Annotated in this window: 17 protein-coding genes; 3 read left to right on the top strand and 14 right to left on the bottom strand. The window is 63.5% G+C overall.

The window, feature by feature from the left end:
* Window positions 1-123 precede the first annotated feature (123 nt).
* The 5 genes from HNQ39_RS00085 to HNQ39_RS00065 are packed head-to-tail and all read right to left on the bottom strand — an operon-like array spanning window position 124 to window position 4,012.
* Window positions 124-1,038: a diguanylate cyclase domain-containing protein gene (locus HNQ39_RS00085; RefSeq protein ID WP_184191661.1), complete on the bottom strand. Its 915-nt coding sequence runs from the start codon at window positions 1,036-1,038 to the stop codon at window positions 124-126.
* Between the two features lie 6 nt (window positions 1,039-1,044).
* Window positions 1,045-1,284 (bottom strand): hypothetical protein, encoded by a 240-nt coding sequence (locus tag HNQ39_RS00080; RefSeq protein WP_184191648.1) that lies wholly within the window; start codon window positions 1,282-1,284, stop codon window positions 1,045-1,047.
* An 8-nt stretch (window positions 1,285-1,292) separates the two neighbouring features.
* Window positions 1,293-2,003 carry a M15 family metallopeptidase gene (locus HNQ39_RS00075; RefSeq protein WP_184191645.1) on the bottom strand — a complete coding sequence of 237 codons (711 nt, stop codon included), beginning with the start codon at window positions 2,001-2,003 and terminating at the stop codon, window positions 1,293-1,295.
* Between the two features lie 42 nt (window positions 2,004-2,045).
* On the bottom strand, window positions 2,046-3,176 hold the full coding sequence (locus HNQ39_RS00070; protein ID WP_184191642.1) for a hypothetical protein: 1,131 nt from the start codon (window positions 3,174-3,176) through the stop codon (window positions 2,046-2,048).
* 35 nt (window positions 3,177-3,211) lie between these two features.
* A complete protein-coding gene (locus HNQ39_RS00065; RefSeq protein ID WP_184191639.1) occupies window positions 3,212-4,012 on the bottom strand; it encodes a hypothetical protein in 801 nt (266 codons plus the stop codon).
* A 97-nt stretch (window positions 4,013-4,109) separates the two neighbouring features.
* Between HNQ39_RS00065 and HNQ39_RS00060 the strand changes: the two genes are divergently transcribed.
* On the top strand, window positions 4,110-6,830 hold the full coding sequence (locus HNQ39_RS00060; RefSeq protein ID WP_184191636.1) for an ATP-binding protein: 2,721 nt from the start codon (window positions 4,110-4,112) through the stop codon (window positions 6,828-6,830).
* 3 nt (window positions 6,831-6,833) lie between these two features.
* On the opposite strand, the gene HNQ39_RS00055 is transcribed toward HNQ39_RS00060, so the two are convergent.
* From HNQ39_RS00055 to HNQ39_RS00045, 3 genes are all read right to left on the bottom strand, one after another.
* On the bottom strand, window positions 6,834-7,919 hold the full coding sequence (locus HNQ39_RS00055) for a hypothetical protein (RefSeq protein WP_184191633.1): 1,086 nt from the start codon (window positions 7,917-7,919) through the stop codon (window positions 6,834-6,836).
* Between the two features lie 42 nt (window positions 7,920-7,961).
* Window positions 7,962-9,026 carry a CsgG/HfaB family protein gene (locus HNQ39_RS00050; protein ID WP_184191630.1) on the bottom strand — a complete coding sequence of 355 codons (1,065 nt, stop codon included), beginning with the start codon at window positions 9,024-9,026 and terminating at the stop codon, window positions 7,962-7,964.
* A 142-nt stretch (window positions 9,027-9,168) separates the two neighbouring features.
* Window positions 9,169-9,843 carry a ThuA domain-containing protein gene (locus HNQ39_RS00045; protein WP_184191628.1) on the bottom strand — a complete coding sequence of 225 codons (675 nt, stop codon included), beginning with the start codon at window positions 9,841-9,843 and terminating at the stop codon, window positions 9,169-9,171.
* Window positions 9,844-10,115: 272 nt separating this feature from the next.
* Between HNQ39_RS00045 and HNQ39_RS00040 the strand changes: the two genes are divergently transcribed.
* Window positions 10,116-11,102, top strand: coding sequence for an iron chelate uptake ABC transporter family permease subunit (locus HNQ39_RS00040; protein WP_184191625.1), 987 nt, complete (start codon window positions 10,116-10,118; stop codon window positions 11,100-11,102).
* Here HNQ39_RS00040 and HNQ39_RS00035 read toward each other — a convergent pair.
* From HNQ39_RS00035 to HNQ39_RS00015, 5 genes are all read right to left on the bottom strand, one after another.
* Window positions 11,047-12,300, bottom strand: a complete 1,254-nt coding sequence (locus tag HNQ39_RS00035) for a class I SAM-dependent methyltransferase (protein WP_184191622.1) — start codon at window positions 12,298-12,300, stop codon at window positions 11,047-11,049. The genes HNQ39_RS00040 and HNQ39_RS00035 overlap by 56 nt on opposite strands.
* An 8-nt stretch (window positions 12,301-12,308) precedes the next feature.
* Window positions 12,309-13,688, bottom strand: coding sequence for an argininosuccinate lyase (gene argH, locus HNQ39_RS00030; protein WP_184191619.1), 1,380 nt, complete (start codon window positions 13,686-13,688; stop codon window positions 12,309-12,311).
* 103 nt (window positions 13,689-13,791) lie between these two features.
* Window positions 13,792-14,340, bottom strand: a complete 549-nt coding sequence (locus HNQ39_RS00025; protein WP_184191616.1) for an ankyrin repeat domain-containing protein — start codon at window positions 14,338-14,340, stop codon at window positions 13,792-13,794.
* A gap of 161 nt (window positions 14,341-14,501) precedes the next feature.
* Window positions 14,502-14,690: a hypothetical protein gene (locus HNQ39_RS00020; RefSeq protein ID WP_184191613.1), complete on the bottom strand. Its 189-nt coding sequence runs from the start codon at window positions 14,688-14,690 to the stop codon at window positions 14,502-14,504.
* Window positions 14,687-15,055 (bottom strand): hypothetical protein, encoded by a 369-nt coding sequence (locus HNQ39_RS00015; protein WP_184191610.1) that lies wholly within the window; start codon window positions 15,053-15,055, stop codon window positions 14,687-14,689. Before HNQ39_RS00015 ends, HNQ39_RS00020 begins: the two co-directional genes overlap by 4 nt.
* Window positions 15,056-15,109: 54 nt before the next feature.
* Here HNQ39_RS00015 and HNQ39_RS00010 point away from each other — a divergent pair, with 54 nt between their 5' ends.
* Window positions 15,110-15,949, top strand: a complete 840-nt coding sequence (locus HNQ39_RS00010) for a Cof-type HAD-IIB family hydrolase (protein WP_184191607.1) — start codon at window positions 15,110-15,112, stop codon at window positions 15,947-15,949.
* Here HNQ39_RS00010 and HNQ39_RS00005 read toward each other — a convergent pair.
* On the bottom strand, window positions 15,929-16,582 hold the full coding sequence (locus HNQ39_RS00005; protein WP_184191603.1) for a Bax inhibitor-1/YccA family protein: 654 nt from the start codon (window positions 16,580-16,582) through the stop codon (window positions 15,929-15,931). The genes HNQ39_RS00010 and HNQ39_RS00005 overlap by 21 nt on opposite strands.
* Window positions 16,583-17,097 lie beyond the last annotated feature (515 nt).

Genomic DNA, 17,097 nt, shown 5'->3' with positions numbered 1-17,097 from the left:
CTGAAAGTCCCCAGCTCAGCCGCGCAAGCGCGAAGCGGCCCGAGGCCGCGGAGAAAGATGGGGTGCGGGCTCGGCCCGCTTCGCCGAAGGCGGCCACAGCTGGGGACTTTCAGGCCCCAGCGACTAGTGACGCTGGGCGAGGCGCTCGAAGGCCTTGGGGGCGAGGCGGTTGCGGCCAAACGACTTGGCTTGGTAGAGGGCGGTATCGGCCTCCGAGAGGAGCTGGTCGCCGGTCTTGCCATCGCCGGGACGAAGCGTCGAGGCGCCGATCGAGAGGGTGAGAATTCCTAGCTCGCTGCCTTCGTTGGGGAGGGCGGCGCTCTCGAGGGTCAGGCGGATGGTCTCCAGAGTGTCCGTGGCGGGGGGCGGGAGGCTCTCGATCACCAGGCAGAACTCCTCGCCGCCAAAGCGAAACGCCTGCCCGACTCCCTCGACCCCGTTGCGCAATATCTCCGCGACCCGCCAGAGGGCGAGGTCGCCCTCCAGGTGCCCGTAGCGGTCGTTGTAGCGCTTGAAGTAGTCGATATCGCACAGGGCCAGCGTGACTCCCTGACCCATGGTCTCGACCTGCTCCCGCAGGATGGCGAGCCGCTCATTGAGCCGCAAGCGGTTGGAGAGCCCGGTGAGCGCATCGGTGCGCGATGCTTCAAAGAGCCTGCGGTGGAGCGTGGTCACCCGCTCGGCGGCGATCAGCCGCGCCTGGAGGTGGCGAATATCCAGCGGCTTGACTAGGTAGTCGTCGGCGCCGGCCTCCATGCCGCGCAGAAAGTGATCCGGGCCGTCGTGGGCGGTGAGCAGAATGATGTAGGGATAGGGCGACGCATCGCTGCGGGTCTCGCGCAGGCGGCGGCAGAGGGTCAGCCCATCGGTGCCGGGCATCTTCCAGTCGGTGACAATCACATCGGCTCCGAGGCGCTGGTAGCTACAGGTCGCCTCATCGCCACTGGCAGCCGTGCGGACTCCATGGCCCAGCTGGGTGAGCTGGCTCGCCAGAACTTTCCGCGCCGAGGTGTCATCGTCAACAATCAGAATCTGCATGGTCGTCTAGAGATACGAAATGTCGTGGATTATCTTGCGCTGGTGTAGGTAGGCCTGCACCTGCGCGAGGGTCTCTTTATGGTAGTAGAGCCGGAGCTCACAGCCCCCCGTGAGCGCGTCCACCCCCAGAGCTAGGTGAGGCAGCTTGAGCTCCGCGAGCATCACCTCCGCGAGTCGCCTGGGACGAGTGGGGTTGTCGTAGGAGAAAAAAACGACCACCTCTCTGAGCTCTTGTGTTTGGTCCATCGCGCTGGCTACTCCGCAGATCCATAGACTGCAAGATTCATGCCCTGGTAACTCTGTTGGCTCTGGTGGCCCGCCCAGCGCCGGGTGCCGTACTCAAAGTGCCACCACTCGTTGGGGTAGTTGGCAAACCCGGCCTGGGTCATGGCGTGGTAGAGCAGGCGCCGGTTGTGGGTGAGGGGCTCCTGGGGGTAGCGCTCGAACCAGTCCGTGACAGTCGCATCGCAGGCTTCGTCAAACGCGGTGCCCATCGCCAGCTCCGCGCCCGTGGCGAGCTCAAAGAGCGTCAGATCGACCGCGCCGCCGGTGCGGTGGGGCGTCGGCTTGGTCGGGTCGGCGTTGGGCTCGGCGACAAAGTGGCGCACTTTCTCGTAGATCTCTGCCTGCGTGAAGTGCGGGTAGTCGCGGGTGACCTCGGCCCACTGCCAGTCCCAGAGCGCCTGCTGCACAATAAGGGGCCGGAAGCCGTCGTAGACCAGAAACCCGAGCGTCTCCGGGAGCGTCGCGAGGGCTCGCTCTAGGCGCTCCAGCGCACCTTGACGGAGGGTGATCGTGGTCGAGGCTCCCGCGAAGCCAAGCTGGGCGTAGACCGGCTGGAGGTGCAGGCGCGGACCTTCGACAAGAGTAACCAGCGGCTCGCCGCACTCCTGGCAGGGTAGGCTCCACCACTCGGGCTGCTCGGTGAGGGTGGGGATGACAAACGAGGCAGGTAGGGTAGGCACGACGGCCTATCCTACCTGCTTTTTTACCAGGGACGCAAGCGGCTAGTCTTTGACCCAGATCACGGGCAGTCGGACCACATTGCCATTAGACTCACGCCGGTCCACCCAGCCGACAATATCTCCTGCGCTGTTGATACCCAGGGCCTCGCTGCGGACGATCGTCCCGAAGCTGGCGGGGATAAAGCTCTCCAGGTTGATTGCCGAGGCCGCCGTGCCCGTCCAGACCGTCGCCGCCGAGGTCGTCCCGCTGGAGTTGCGGACAAGTCCTACCTGGTCGATCCCATTGGTGGCACGGATCAGCGAGTCGGTCTTTCCGAGCTGCGCCGGGTGGACATCCACGACCGACGCCGCCGTGCCGCTCCAGATCGCCGCATGGATCGAGCCGCCCGAGGGCTGGAAGGCCCCGACCTGCTGGTTACCCTGGACACCGAGGGCAAAAGATACTGCTGAGCCCGTGGGATTGAGGTCCACCGCGGAGGCCGCCGTGCCGGTCCAGAGGAAGGCGTGGTTCGTGCTGCTCGTGAGCAGGGCCTCGCCCACCTGGTGTGTCCCATCGGTGTCGTGTGCCTCGGAGTTGAGTGTCCCTGCGGGGTGGAGGTCCACAAACGAGGCCGCACTCCCCGACCAGAGCGCGGCGTGGTTGTTGAGAGTCCCCACCTGCTGACTACTGCTCATACCCTGCACCTCGGACACGCCATCCGAAGTGGGGTGCAGGTCGACCACGGAGGCGGCGGTACCGGACCAGAGGAGCGCGTGATTCTGGCCGGAGGATGGGGTGCCTCGTCCTGCTTGCTGAGTCCCGCTTAAGGCAAGGATGCGCGACGAGTTAAAGCCGCTGGGGTGCAGGTCCGTAATCGCTCCCGTTGCCGCAGTCCACAGGGTTGCGTGGGAGCCAAAGGACCCCTCCCCAAAGGTCTCACCGCCCTGCTGGGTGCCCTTGCCGGCGTTTGCCAACCCAAAAGGCCGGCTGGCGAGGGTCGTGGGGAGCACGGAGAAGGCATAGCGGCCCGTGGGAGCCGGCGTTGGTGTTGGCGTCGGGGTGGGGGTTGCGCCGGGTGTCGGTGTAGGCGTGGGATCGGTTCCGGGCGTGTAGCCGCCGCCGCCACAGCCGAGTACGAGAGAGAGGGAGAGGGACGCGAGCGCCACGAGCGCGGCGCGAGAGTAGTACTGCATGGATTCAACCTTTCGTGTCTGTTATCTGGTCGTTGTTACTTTCTTCGTAGAGTGGCTCCGTTGAGCTTGAGAACTCCACCTTGGAGCGTGAAATCGGTGACGGTCGTGCCGTTCTTGGCGCTGGAGAGAACCAGCTTCTTGCCCACCACAAAGAACTCGCCTTCGTCCTCGGTGGAGCTATCTTTTGCGAGGCTGGAGCCAAAGTCCCCAAACTCCCCGCTGGCGCTCACACTGCTCTGGGAGCGTGAGGCGAACCGGCCCGAGCCCTGGAAGACATAGCGGGTGAACGATGAGACACTCACCCCACCGATCCCCGAGGTCCGCGAGCCCTCGCTACGGCTACTCTCCCAGACCCCCATCAGCGGCGTGGCCGCGGTGCGTGAGGGCGCAAAACTGCCAAACTGCAGGCTGGTCATCAGCTCCTCGGCGGCGCGGAGCGTCTCGTTGCCCTGCGCGGGCTGGGAGAGCGCCACAAGGCCCGCCCCCAGCTGCTTGTCACTGAGCAGGCTGTAGAGCGCAAAGACCACGGGCTTGTCTTGCCCATTGAGCGCCTGCCCCTTGGCGACATAGAACTTCTTGCCCGCAAGAGTCCGCTCACCCTCCTCGCGCACCTCGATATTTTTGCAATTGAGGTCCTTGAGCGAGGCCGCCAGCCCCTTGACGAGCGTCTCTGTTTTTGTGTAGAGGCCCAGGTGGGCGATCAAGAGCGCCTCGACCTCACCGGAGCTGCTGGGAACCAGAACCGTGTTGTTGTCCTGTGCTTTCAGGACCTTCCAGCCGCGTGGGAGAGAGAACGTGATAGGAAAGATCGAGTTGGTAATCGGAGTGAAACGCATGGTCTTAGCCTTTCTGATGGGGTAGTATCTCACCCTCGCGTAGACGTAGCGTCATCGCAGTATCATCGGAGCGTCATTTTTGTTATAATTGTAAGGAATGACTCGTATCTTGCTCCTGGGCGGTCTGTGTGTTGAGGTGCATGGGAAGCGCTTTGAGACATTCCCACGGCGCAAGGCTGCAGCCCTGCTGGCGCTCCTGGCGCTCCGACCCCAGCAGCGGCACGCCCGTGAGGAGCTCGCCGTGCAGCTCTGGCCCGATGCCGATACCGAGACAGGGCGCCGGAACCTGCGCCAGACCTTGCTGTACCTGCGCCAGGCCCTCCCTGAGCAAGAGCTTGTCCACGCCGATAGCCACGCGCTCTGGCTCGCCGAGGGAACCACGACCGATGTGGCGACCTTTGAGGCGGCCTTGCTGCGGGGCGAGGGCACTCGGGCACGGAGCCTCTGGCGCGGCGAGCTCCTCCCTGGCTTCTTTGAGGAGGCGATCCTCACCGAGCGAGAGCGGCTCAACGCCCTCCTTGCGCAGGTTCCCGCCGCAGGGATTCCCGCTCCCTCCCCGCGTGCGGGGCTCCCCCTCTATCTCTCGGAGCTGCAGGGACGAGAGAGTGAGCTGGAGCGGCTCTCGCTTCTCCTGTCCGAGCCGGGCGTGCGGCTAATCACCCTCTTGGGCCCAGGCGGGGTGGGGAAGACACGGCTTGCGGTGGCGCTGGCAGCAGGGATGAAGCACGATGTTGTCTTTGTAGAGCTGGCAGCACTGTCCTCTGGCTCCGGTGAGGAGCGACTTCTTCAGAGCATTATCGAGGCGCTGGGGCTCTCTCTGCATGGGGAAGAGCCGCGCGAAGAGAGCCTCTTGCGGCTGATGGCGAGCCGAAATCTACTGCTAATCTTAGACAACGCGGAGCATGTCTTGCCTGCAACCAGTGCGCTGGTGCTGCGGCTTTTGCGTGCAGCGCCCCGCCTCAAGCTCGTGGTGACAAGCCGGGAGCCGCTTCGGGTGGAGGGCGAGCGTACCCTGGCGCTCCAGCCGCTCGATCCTACGGTCGCGGCCCGCTTCCTGCGGACATCGGCGCGCGCCGTGCGGCCGGACCTCCCCGACGATCCCGAGGCGCTACGGCAGATCTGTGCGCAGCTTGAAGGGCTACCTTTGGCGCTTGAGCTAGCCGCCTCGCAGTGCCGGAGCCTGTCATTGCGGGAACTCGCCCAGGACCTGAGCGAGGGGTTTGGGCTTGGGGAGACAGCAAGTGCCTCGCTGCCGACACGCCAGCGCTCTCTGGAGGCGACTCTGGCCTGGAGTGAGGCACTCCTGGTGCCCGAGCAACGCGCGCTGCTCTATCGTCTTGCGGTCTTTGCGGGAGGGGCCGAGCGTGCGGCGGTGCTGGAGATCTGTCAGGCGCGCCGCGAGTCTCTGGCGGCGCTGGTGGAGAAATCCCTGGTCCAGGCCCAGATCCAGCCCGATGGCACGACCCGCTACCGCTTTCTGGAGCCGATTCGCCAGTGGTGTGTCGAGCGGCTGGAGCGCAGTGGCGAGGCACCCGAGCTTCGTCAGCGCCACGCCCACTGGTACCTCGTGCTTGCCGAGAAAGCCGCCCCGGAGCTGCGCCGCGCCGAGCAGCACCTCTGGCTCAAGAAGCTCGACAAGGAGCAGGCAAACCTCCTGGCGACCTGGCCCTACCTCACCGGCCAGGAAAGCCTACGCCTCGCCGTCGCTCTAGGCCAGTACTGGCAGCGTCGCGGCCTGCTCACCGAGGGCATCCAGCGGACCGAGCAAGCACTAGCCGGCGTCTTGGAGCCGTCGGAGGTGCGCTTTGCGGCGCTCCTGGTGCTGGGAACCCTCTACAGTGCCGCGGGAGACAGCGTGCGTGGGCGGGCGTGCCTCACCGAGGCGGCGCAGGCGCAGAGCCGCACGATCGCGATCGAGGCGACCCTTGCTCTGAGCACCGATAGCAAGGCGCTTACCTACGAGAGCTACTGGGCATCCATACAGCCGATCCTGGAGGAGACCCGTGGGACGACTTGGGGGCGCTGGCACCATGCCCAGGCACTCCTTCAGGTGGAGAGCTTCCTCGATAGCCTCAACGACCATGCGATCAAGCTGGAGCGTGTGAGCCAGGCCACGGCTCTGTTTGAGGCAGAGGGCGATCTGCACAAGGTGATGGAGGGGCTCTATAGCCTTGTCGGGGTGCACCTGGTTCAGCAAAACTTTGTGGCGGCGGCACCCTTGCTCCAGCGGCTCCAGGAGACCGCGGCTCTGCTGGAGAGTACCTACATCGAGGTGCTGACCCTCAGCATGCAGATGCGGGCACAGCGAGCACGGCCTCACCCAGAGCCTGGTGCTTTAAGGACTCTTGTGGAGCGCCTCGTTGTCTTAGCGCCCCGGCTGGGTGTCCCCAGTGATGCCTTCAATGCCTGGCACGATCTGCTCCAGGCGAGTCGCCACCTTGCGCTCTGGGGCCAGGCGCAGCATGCCTTGGGGCAGATGCTCCACTTCCGTCAGCGGAACTTCACCCGCCCGATCCTTGGGGTCTATCTTCTTGGGGCGGTGGGCTCGTTTCTCGCCGATATCGGAGAGACCGAGCGTGGGGGAAGGCTCTATGGCTACCTGCTGGAGACACGCGAGCAGCTGGGGGCTCTCCCCAACCCACTGGAGCAGCGGGTCTACGAGCGGGACCTCGCCTGCCTGCGTGCCCCCGACCCCGAAGGGCTGGAGCGGGCGCTGGCGGAGGGACGCCAGCTAAGCTTTGAGCAGGCACTCGCCCTCGCACAGCAGCCACTGGCACTCCCCCCCGACGGCACCGCGCCGCTCCTGCCTCCGATCTAGCGCCTAGGAGTAGAGCACGGCGTCGAACGAACCCAACGTGGCATACTCATAGCAGGTAGCCGTCGTTCCCAAGACACTGCCTAGGCCCGCCCAGATCTCTAGCTCCGCGACAAGCGTGTAGGTGGAGATATCACCAGGACGGTCCCGGTTAAACTCGCAGCGTAGAGAGAGTGGCCCTTGGCCTGACTCTGAGGAGGCTCCACCGACCGGGATGCTAATGCGCTTCAAGCTAAGACGGTCACTGGCAACCACGCGAGAGCCATCCATCACGCGGAGATTGACAATGGTCTCGGTGTTGCCATAGCCCAAGACAATCACCACGCTCTGCCACCAGTTCAAGCTCGTGAGGTTTGCTGTGACACTCACACGGTTCACACCTGCAGGAACCGCAAGGCTCTGGGTAATGAAGCTACGGGCTTGATCGGATCCCACCCAGTACAAGGCGAGCGATGAGTTGAATTTTCCATCGGCTGCGGTGGCCTTGCTACTCCCCGAAGGACCACTCACGCCCGCTCCCGTGAACGGGGCTTTAAAGGATAGCTGCTGCGGGCCCGCTGGTGTTGTCTTCCCGCCTAGGATCTTGCCGATCCCTGAGATTCGTCCGGGCGCTGAGAGGGGCCTGTAGGTGACCTGAGACGACGATCCCTCGACGGAGCTGGAGTCTCCCTGGAGGACGCCATTCTTGAGCTGCATCCCCGCAAACGCTGCTCCCCCGGCTGCCTCACTGCCTGTCAGCCCCGTTGCACTGCGGAGTGACTCAATGGTTGAGCCCCAGCGCTGGAGAAACTGGGCGGTCGCTGCCTGGAGCGCTGCGGGGTCGCTGATGGCCTTGAGGCGCTCGGTATCGGCGCGGAGGGCATTTTCATCGAACTTGACGGCCTGGCGGGCCTTGTCGAAAGCAGGGCGGTTCTGGTCAAAGCCCTGCTTCAGGCTCTGCAGGCGATTGCTAATGCCACGCTCTTGCAGCTGAACGAGGGAGTCTGAGCGTAGGATCTCCAGGTAGCGCTCGGGACGCAACACGACCGGGGAGAGGGGGTTTGACTTCTGGATTAAGTTGACTTTTGAGTCTTGGGGGAGAGGACGTTTCATCGTAAGATACTGCTCCTTGTCACAGATTTTCTTGAGAGGGGACTATTTTTTGAGAGTGATGACCTCTTTGGTCACGCGGGCGATCTTGAGCCCTAGGCTCATGACCGCGCTGTCGTCTTGTAGGTTGGCCGCGAGCCCTTTGATGGCCTTGGGAGCGCCCTTGATGACGATCTCCGTGCGCTCGGGGGTGAAGTCGGCGATCTCGGCCTCGGAGATATCCTTGAGCTTGGCGATGGACTTTGCCAGGGTGTCGGCCTCTTTGAAGCTAGCGAGCCCCTCGACACTGAGCTTGATCGTGATGGCATCGTCGATCTCTCCCTCCGGGGCCAGGGGAATCTTGCCAAAGATCGAGCGGGCAAGCTGGCTGACCGCCTTGCGTGCCGCCTGTCCCGCCGCCGACTCGTTCCAGTCATCGGCCTTGGTAGTCGTGCTCCCTAGGCCTGTCGCCGCCACCGCCGCGCCCGCCAGGGAGTTCTTCTGCGCAAACGACTTGCCAAACAGGCTCTCCATGCTATCGTCGGCCTGGCTCTCCGTGACAGTCGTGGACGCAACCGCCAGGATATCGCCTGTCTCGACATTGACCAGCCGGACATCCATGCTCACCCGGAGCTCATAGTCTTTTTTATCGTCGCTGCTTTTCTTCTTCTTGCCAAGGAGCCCACCGATCTGGTTGGTTGCCTGGTTGACCGCGTTCTTTGCCACCGAGGCGTTCTTCTCAAAGACCCCAAACTCGGTGATCTTGCCCATCACGGCGACACTGGCTCCCTTGAGCTTGCCCAGCTCCTGCACGGCCGCTTGGCTCCCCCCGCCGTTTTGTAGGCCGCGCTCTCGCTCCAGCGCCGCCAGCTCGACCCGCTCGACAACCCGCGTCCCGATATTGACCAGCGAGAGGGTCATCATGTCGGCGACATCCTGGCCGATGGGGAGGTTGTTCTTGATCTTCCGATCCAGCTGCTGGAACGAGACCACCAGGACGCGCTTGGTCTTGGGGGCGACTTTCTCCTCGACGGGTGCCGCCTTTGCGGGAGGCTGCTCGGGGGGCGTCTGTGCCTGTGCGAGAGCCACGCCCGGCAAAGTGAGGGCGACAAGAATCGGAAAGAACTTCATTTTACACGTCTCCTTCAGTGAGTACTACAAATAGCATACCCAGCTTCTACTTAGGTTGATCGGAGAAATGTCGAAAAAAACAGAGGTTTTTAAAGGCTGCCCCACTACTCGTTTTTCAAGAGTGGGGCAGGGTATCCCGGCCCTAGGCGGCGTCTTCCGCGTGCGCTGCCCAGAGGCAGCCACGGGTGAGGAGCTCTAGGACGGCAGGCGGGGTGAGATCGCTTGCGCGGTGGCCCAGAGCGGTGTAGAAGACACGGCCCTCGCCGTAGTACTTGGTCCAGATGGTCGGCATGTCCACGATTCCGTTCTTGACATGCGGTCCGTCTGCGACAGGGAAGCGGGTGGTGCCCAAGACCCGAACTGCGGGATCGACATGGAGGTAGTACTGCTCCGACTTCACAGGGATCACGGCGGGGCAGCCCTGCGTGATGAAGTGGTCGGGGTCGCGGATATCGACCGTGTACTCCACCTCCGAGTTGCCGGGGTGTGAGACCCACTGCCCACCGGTCATGAACTGGTACTCGGTGCTGTTGCGGAAGGAGTCGCACATGCCGCCGTGGCAGCCCGCGATCCCGACCCCCGACTTCACCGCGCTGACCAGCGCTTTCTCTTGCTCGCCGGTGATCTGTCCCATGGTCCAGACCGGGACGATCACACTAAACGTGGTCAAGTCGTGGTTGAGGTACGCATCCAGCGTGTTCTCGACCACCACCTCGAAGCCCTTGCCTCGCAGAGCCTCGGCAAATAACTCCCCAACTTCTTTGGGCTGATGCCCATCCCAGCCGCCCCAGACGACCAGTGCTTTTCGTGTTGCCATGAGGGAAAGCATACCACATTCCCGGACAGCGAGGTTTGCCCGGACAACAAGATTCCCGGACAACGAGTGTCCGGGCTTAGGAGGGCTACGGCGACCTTCGTCGCCACTAGATTCGATTGACTGCATCTCGTATGATTGGCTGCGCAGGCCGGGTACCCGCTTGCGGGTGGATCGCCCTCTCAAGCCCAAGGACTTGTTCCTAGGGCCACGCGTTCCTAGGGCTCTTCGGGCTTTGGTAACTTTGGCAAAGGCCTCGGTGATACAATTCGCCTGTGCGACGACTCCCCTTTTTGCCGGTTCTCTTGGGCGCTTTGCTCCTGTGCCTGGGGAGCATTTTTGTCGCGGCACTGCTGGGGGAGCGCACGATCTCCGTGGCGGCGGCTTGGCAGGAGCTCCTCCACCATGGGGAGACCGTCTGGAGCGCGCGCCTTCCCCGGATTCTCGCGGCGGCCTTGGTGGGCGCGGCCCTCGCGGTGGCGGGAGTGGGGCTGCAGGGACTGACCGGCAACCCGTTGGCCGATCCCTATCTAGTCGGGGTTGCCTCGGGAGCGTCGGTGGGGGTCGGGGTCGGGGTGCTTGTCGGGATCGTGGACCTGCCCGGGCAGCCGCTTCTCTCGCTCCTGGCGCTGGCCTGCGCCCTGCTGGCCACGGGGCTGGTCTTTGCCCTCTCCCGCTCCGAGCGGCAGCTCTCGCTCTCGGGGTTTCTCCTGGCGGGAGTTGTCGTCGGAACCTTTCTCTCGGCGATCGTCAACCTCTTGCTCACCCTGGCCGGGCAGCAGCAGAGCCAGATCCTCCAGAAGCTCCTGGGCTACCTGGAGCTCACTGACCGAGACTGGCCCCAGATTGCGGTGCTAGCCGTGGTGACTAGCTTGGGCACTTTTGCGATGGCGCGCTGTGGCAAGGGGCTGGATGCGATGGCGTTTGGCGAGGCGACCGCGCGCTCGGTGGGGGTGGAGGTCGAGCGCTTCAAGCTGGGGGTGCTGGCCCTGATCGCCCTGCTGACCGCGAGCGCCGTGGCGGTCTCGGGGGTGATCGGCTTTGTGGGGCTGGTCGTGCCGCACCTGGCGCGGGCGCTGATCGGTCCGCCACACCGCCCGCTTGTCCCCGTGTCTGCCCTGCTCGGGGCGGCGCTCTTGGTGCTGGCCGATCAGCTCTCCCGCAGCGTCCTCCCCGACAAGCTCTTGCCCATCGGGGTGATCACGGCTATTTTGGGCGCGCCGTTTTTTGCTTTTTTGCTCCGCCGCCAGCTTGCGACTTAAGCCGCTTGAGCATATAGATCTTGGGGTGCATCCCGCCGACCGTGAGCGGAATCACGCGCTCGATCTGCCACTGCGACTGCGCCCCGATGGTCTGCTCAAAGAGCTTGAGCTCGTGGGTCAGAAAGACCGCAGTCCCGCCCACACGCAGGAGCCGTGCAGACTCGGTGAGGAGCGCGGGGTAGAGCTTGACATTGTCCTTGTGCGAGCCGATGCGCTGCCCAAACGGCAGATCGGCCACAATCGCATCCGCCCAGCCGTCTTCCAGCGGGACCGCGGTGGCGTCCCAGTCGGCCAGCTCCACCCCATTGGCGGCGGCGGCCTCGCGGGCGGCCTTGCTGGTATCACAGCCTAGTGCGCCCTTTTGCTCCCGCTCGATCAGGATCGTCCCCGAGCCCGCGCAGAGGTTCAAAAACCGCTCCGCCGGCCCGACTAAGCGGCCCATGGCGTAGCCGACACAGGCATTGACCGCGCCGGGGTAGTTCTCTTTGCGCCACGTGCGGGTCGAGAGCGGGCGCGGCGAGAGGCTCACCAGGCTCTCCCAGACCGTGACATACTCATCCACCTCGGGGGCATCGTCACGGGAGCGGCGGCGCGGCGGCTTCTCGACTTTCTTTTGGAGAGGGAGGAGTCGTACGAGAAGTGTCTGTGTCTCCTCGCCGGTTGTGTCGATATCGAGCTTGAGCTCCTTGGCGAGCTCGCTGGCGATCCGGGCCATCACGGCGGAGTCGCGACCGGCGGCGGCGAGGCGCAGCGACGTGAAACTCCCCTCGGGGTGCAGGGCGATCGCGGCGTTGCAGTCGGCGAGGATGGCGGAGAAGTACTGGTGCCCCAGGAGGCCGGTCGGGCGGGGGACGGGATGGACGCGCCGTCGGAAGACCGCCACGATCGAGCGCAGGGCCAGCAGGCGCTCCGCCTTTCCGGTGAACGCGAGGTGCATCAGCCCCGGCACGGTGCGGTCTTTCTTCGGGGGCGTCGTGAAGCGCTCCTTGATCTCCACACTGGCGACCGCCTCTAGCCCCGGGATCGTCTCCAAGATGTACTCAAACGCGGGACCCGCTGGCTTCTTCTCCGCCTCGGGCTTCGCCTTTGCTACGGGGCGGGTCTTGCCCCCCTTCAACGGCCTTCCCGGCTTCGCCGCAGGCTTCGGGGTGGCGCGGGCCGCGCCTCGTTTTCCCGGTTTACTTGGTTCTGATCGCATAATAAATCCTAGTGTTGCTCCAGGCTTGCCCGGGCGAGCTGGAGCTGTGCTTCGACCGCCACGCGGGCCGTGCCGCCTTGGCTGGTGCGGGCGTTGGCGGAGGCCTCGGGGGTGATGGCATCGAGCGCGGTGGCGGTGAAGCGCGGGTCGTAGGCTTGGAGCGCCTCTAGGGTGAGGTCTTCCAGGCCGATCTTCTCCGCGATACAGCCGCGCACGATCCGCCCAACAATCTCGTGGGCCTCTCTAAACGGGACACCGTCGGCGGCCAGCGCATCGGCGAGGTCGGTGGCGGTGGAGAAGTCGCCGCGCATCGCTTGCTTCATCCGCTCCGGCTTGAAGGCGGCGGTCTCCAGCATCCGGTGCATGAGCGAGACGCAGAGCGTGACCGTATCTGCGGCATCAAAGAGCGGCTCCTTGTCCTCCTGCATGTCCTTGTTGTAGGTCAGCACCAGGCCCTTCATGAGGGTCAGGAGCGTCGTCAAGTCGCCGTAGACACGCCCGGTCTTGCCGCGAATCAGCTCGGCGACATCGGGGTTTTTCTTCTGGGGCATGATCGACGAGCCCGTGGTGACGGAGTCGGCGAGCTCGACAAAGCCAAACTCGGGCGCGCTCCAGAGCACCAGCTCCTCGGCGAGGCGCGAGAGGTGGAGCTGCAAGAGGCTGGCATCGGCGCAGAACTCGACCGCGAAGTCGCGATCCGCCACAGCATCCAGTGAGTTGGGACAGACACCGTCGAAGCCCAGCTCCTTGGCCACAAACTCCCGGTCGATCGGAAACGGCGTCCCCGCCAGCGCCCCGGCTCCGAGCGGCAGGCGATTCAGGCGCTTGCGGCAGTCCGCGAGGCGCTCGTCGTCGCGGCTGAGCATCCAGAAGTAGGCCAGCAAGTGATGGGAAAGGAGCACGGGCTGCGCGTGCTGGTGGTGCGTCCGCCCAGGCAATACCGTCCCCAAGTTCGCCTCGGCCAGCGCGACGAGCTGCACGCGGAGCTTGGTCAGCTCGCTCTGCAACTCATCCAGCGCAGTGCGGAGCCAGAGGCGCACGTCGGTGGCGATCTGGTCGTTGCGGGAGCGCGCGGTGTGCAGCTTCCCGGCGACCTCTTTCCCCAGGCGCGCAAAGAGCATGCTCTCCACCGCGGAGTGGATATCCTCAGCCTCCGGCGGCAGGCTCGCCGCGCCGCTCGCTAAGTCGGCGTAGAGCGCCTCTAGCCCCGCGACGATCTTTGCGGCGTCGCTCTCGGGGACAATGCCCTGCCTGCCGAGCATCTTCGCATGCGCGATGCTGCCGGTGATGTCCTCACGCCAGAGCCTTTGGTCGAAAGGAAGTGATTGATTAAATGTCCAGACGAGAGCATCGGTCGTGCCCTCAAATCGTCCGCCCCAGAGTGCCATATCGGGGTCATGGTACCACGGCAGCGTTTCGGGGCGTTTTGTTTTCGGGCGGGAGACGGGCGGCTAAAGCGGCCCGCTGGTGCGGCAAGACCCGTAAACGGGCCTACTTGGGGGGGCTTGCTTTTTTGAACAGCGCGATCAGCTCTGGTTTTTTTGTCTCCTCGGCGAGCTGACGGGCAGTCATGTTGTTGTACTCTCTTAGCTTGCGATCCGGGTCGGCGCCATGGTCCAGGAGCCGCTTCACGAGGCTGAGGTTCTCGCTCTGCACGGCGATCCAGAGGGGAACCTCGGTACTCTCTTCGAGGTTCGGGTTGGCTCCGTGCTTCAGGAGCGCATCAATCGCTGCATCGTTGGCTTGTGTGCAGGCTAGGGCGAGGAGTGTGGTGCCAAAGCCCGGCCGAGCTGTCTCTACCCCGGAGAGCGCGGAGTTTATTTTTTCGAGGGAGCTAGGCTCCTGCTTCGATGCCGAGTAGGTGTAGTTGGGGTTTGCGCCATGGGAAAGCAGTACCTCAAGCTGCGCGGCACTCTGCTTGTCTTGGATGGCGCGGACGAGCTGCTGATTGAGGACATCAGGACTGTTGGCAAACATCCACCCTCCTCCCAGGAGCAGAAGGACGATCAGCGCGGCAACGATGGTAAGGACTCGTTTCATGGGTTAATGCATCCGGGAGGAACTAGGCAGCGGTACGCGGTCTTAGGAAGAGGGGACGCTCTTTTCCGGTTCGGGCTGGCCCCAGAGCTTCCAGGGAGAGGTCAGGAGGCCAATCGCCCCGACAATTCCCAGCAACACGAGAAAGAAACGCAGGAGTTTTTTCACTCCGGACCGTTGCCACAGTTGGGCCCATCCTCGTGGACAGTGTAGTCTGGGAGATCGACCACAGCGGGCTTTAGGTTTAGGGTGACGGGCTTTTGCGGCGTGGGGGAGTGGTGGAGGAAGCGCTCAGCAAGCTGGGCGTAGCCAAGCGCGATCAGGATACCAAGGACGGTGAGAGCGTTTTTCATGGGCGATCAAATGAGTAGGTGTACCCATCTCCAACATAGGCATCCGTGAGGGTGAGCTGGCGCTGGTCGGTGGACTGTGTGAGCCAGTAGCGAATGCCCGTGCCATCGAGGCGCGTTAAGAGCTGCTGGTCTTGAACCGTAGACAGGGTGTACTCGAAGCGCTCTTCGCTCCCATCGGCGTGCTTCCAGACACCGCGACGGGGCTCTAGCGTGAGGGTTTCTCCCCCCGTGATGGTGGTGGTGGTGCCTGTAAAACCACCGCTTCGCTTGCGTAGGGGCCACGCGCTGTAGAGCGAGGGAATCTCCTGAGCCGAGCCACAGCCGGTGAGCGCCAGGAGGAAGAGACAGAGGGTTCGTCGGTTCATAGAGTGGCTATAGTTTACCTGCATACCGAGTCGGTCGGGTACCATGCCGGTGCTATGTCAACTTCCGCCGCTCTCGCCTCTCTTCCCTTTCGCCTCGCTGTCTTCGATCTGGATGGCACGCTCCTTGGGCCCGATAAGGAGATCTCTGCTGCCAATGTCGCGGCGGTGGGGCGGCTCCAGGCGTTGGGGGTCACCGTCATTCTCGCCACGGGGCGACCGCACTTCAATGTCGTGCGCTTCCACGAGCAGCTGGGGCTCTCCGGGCCGATTGTCAGTGCCAACGGCTGCCTGGTCAAGGTGGCGGAGACCGACGAGGTCTGGCGGGAGCTGCTCTTTGATGGGGAACTAGCGAGCGAGCTCCTCGACGAAGGCCGGCGACTGGGGATCACCCAGGTCTGGGACGGTCCTCCGGGGGTGGTGGGCTGGGAGCGGACACGGCACTTTGAGATTCTAGAGGTGCGCACCAAGGCCACGTATGAGGTCGTCGGGGACCCGCGCGTGCGCTTTCCCGGGCAGCCGCCTTTTAAGATTCTGTGGATCGCCGACGAGCCCCAGATCGCGACACTCGCAGAGCAGTGGCGAGAGCGGCTGGGGGAGCGCTGCTACATCACCATCACCGACCCGGAGTACCTGGAGTTCTCCGACCCGCGTGTCAATAAAGCCACCGCGCTTGAGGTAGTTGCCCAGCGTCTCGGCATCCCTCCACAGGAGATTGTCTTCTTTGGCGATGGGGACAACGATGCCGAGCTCCTGCGCTGGGCAGGTCTGGGGGTGGCGATGCCACACTCGCGCCCCATGGCGCTCGCCGCCGCGGACCGGGTCGGCCCGGAGGCCCCCCCCGAGGCGGCGGTGGCGGCAGCAGTGGAGCAGCTCCTAGCGGAACTGGTTGAGTAGGCGCAGGATCCAGCGGAAGAGCATCACGATATCGAGCAAGAGCTCGGTCGCCGCCTCACCGGGGGTCATGCGCTGCCCATCGTCTTGGAGCAAGCGGCTGGTATCAAAGAGGATCCAGGCCCCCATCACCACCGCCCCCAGCGCCGCGATTCCCAGGCTGAGAAACGGGATGTGCAAAAACAGGTTGAGGATAATCCCCACCAGCAAGACCCAGAACGACGACCACAGAAAGCCCATCAGGTAGCTAAAGTCCTTGCGGGTCGTGTGGGCATAGAGGGTCAGGCCGCTGAAGGCCCCCACGGTGAGGAGCACGCCCGGCAGAAAGACCTGCGCGTACATGTGTCCCAGCCAGCCCATCATGATCCCGGTCGCCACCGTGAAGAGGGGAAGCACCACCCGCGTGGGCCGACGCCAGCCAAAGCAGACCGCGATCCACATGATCAGGGAAAATAGTCCCCCCACCAGTGCAAAGAGCGGCGACTGCACGATCAGGTTGTAGGAGATCGCCCCAATCCCTGCCATCCCCAAGAGGCCAAAGAGGAAGAGGCGGTAGGTCTCACGCACAAAAGGGGTCAGAGCCATGCGAGACCCTTGGCTGGGCTGCGGCTCCATCTGGTACTGGTTATAGCTCATGGTAGTAGGTCTCTATTGTACGCCGAAAATATTTTCTATGCCCTCTGACGGCTCCTCGACAGGCACCCCTCACGCGCGCGAGCCTAGTTATAGGCTCGAGTGGACAAGGTGCTATCTACCGCCTGCGAGTGTCGTGTTGCTAAAGAAAAAGTAAAAAGTTTTACGGATTGTCTTGACAGAGGGTTCCCATTGCGATAATATCCTCCCTGCGCCTCGGCCAAGACCGAAGCAAGTAGCTAATAGAAATGATAGTTACTGACGAACTTTAACAATAAAATAGTGTTTTACAGATAGCTTTGTAAGTTGTGTTCTTTGAGCAACAACCAGAGCGAATGTACATAACTTCGGACGATCACTCTAGTAAAGTGATCTCCAAAAATGTTTGAAACTCAAGAGGAGCGATTCTCTTGGGGGCAACGTTTTTATCGAGCTTCAGGATTTACAATTTGCCAGCACCTAGCGTGACTGGCGCAAATCGTGGAATGGCAACATTCTACAAAAAACTGATTTCCCCT

This window comes from Armatimonas rosea (genome assembly GCF_014202505.1).
GTDB lineage: Bacteria > Armatimonadota > Armatimonadia > Armatimonadales > Armatimonadaceae > Armatimonas > Armatimonas rosea.
This window is presented reverse-complemented; position numbering and strand designations above follow the sequence as displayed.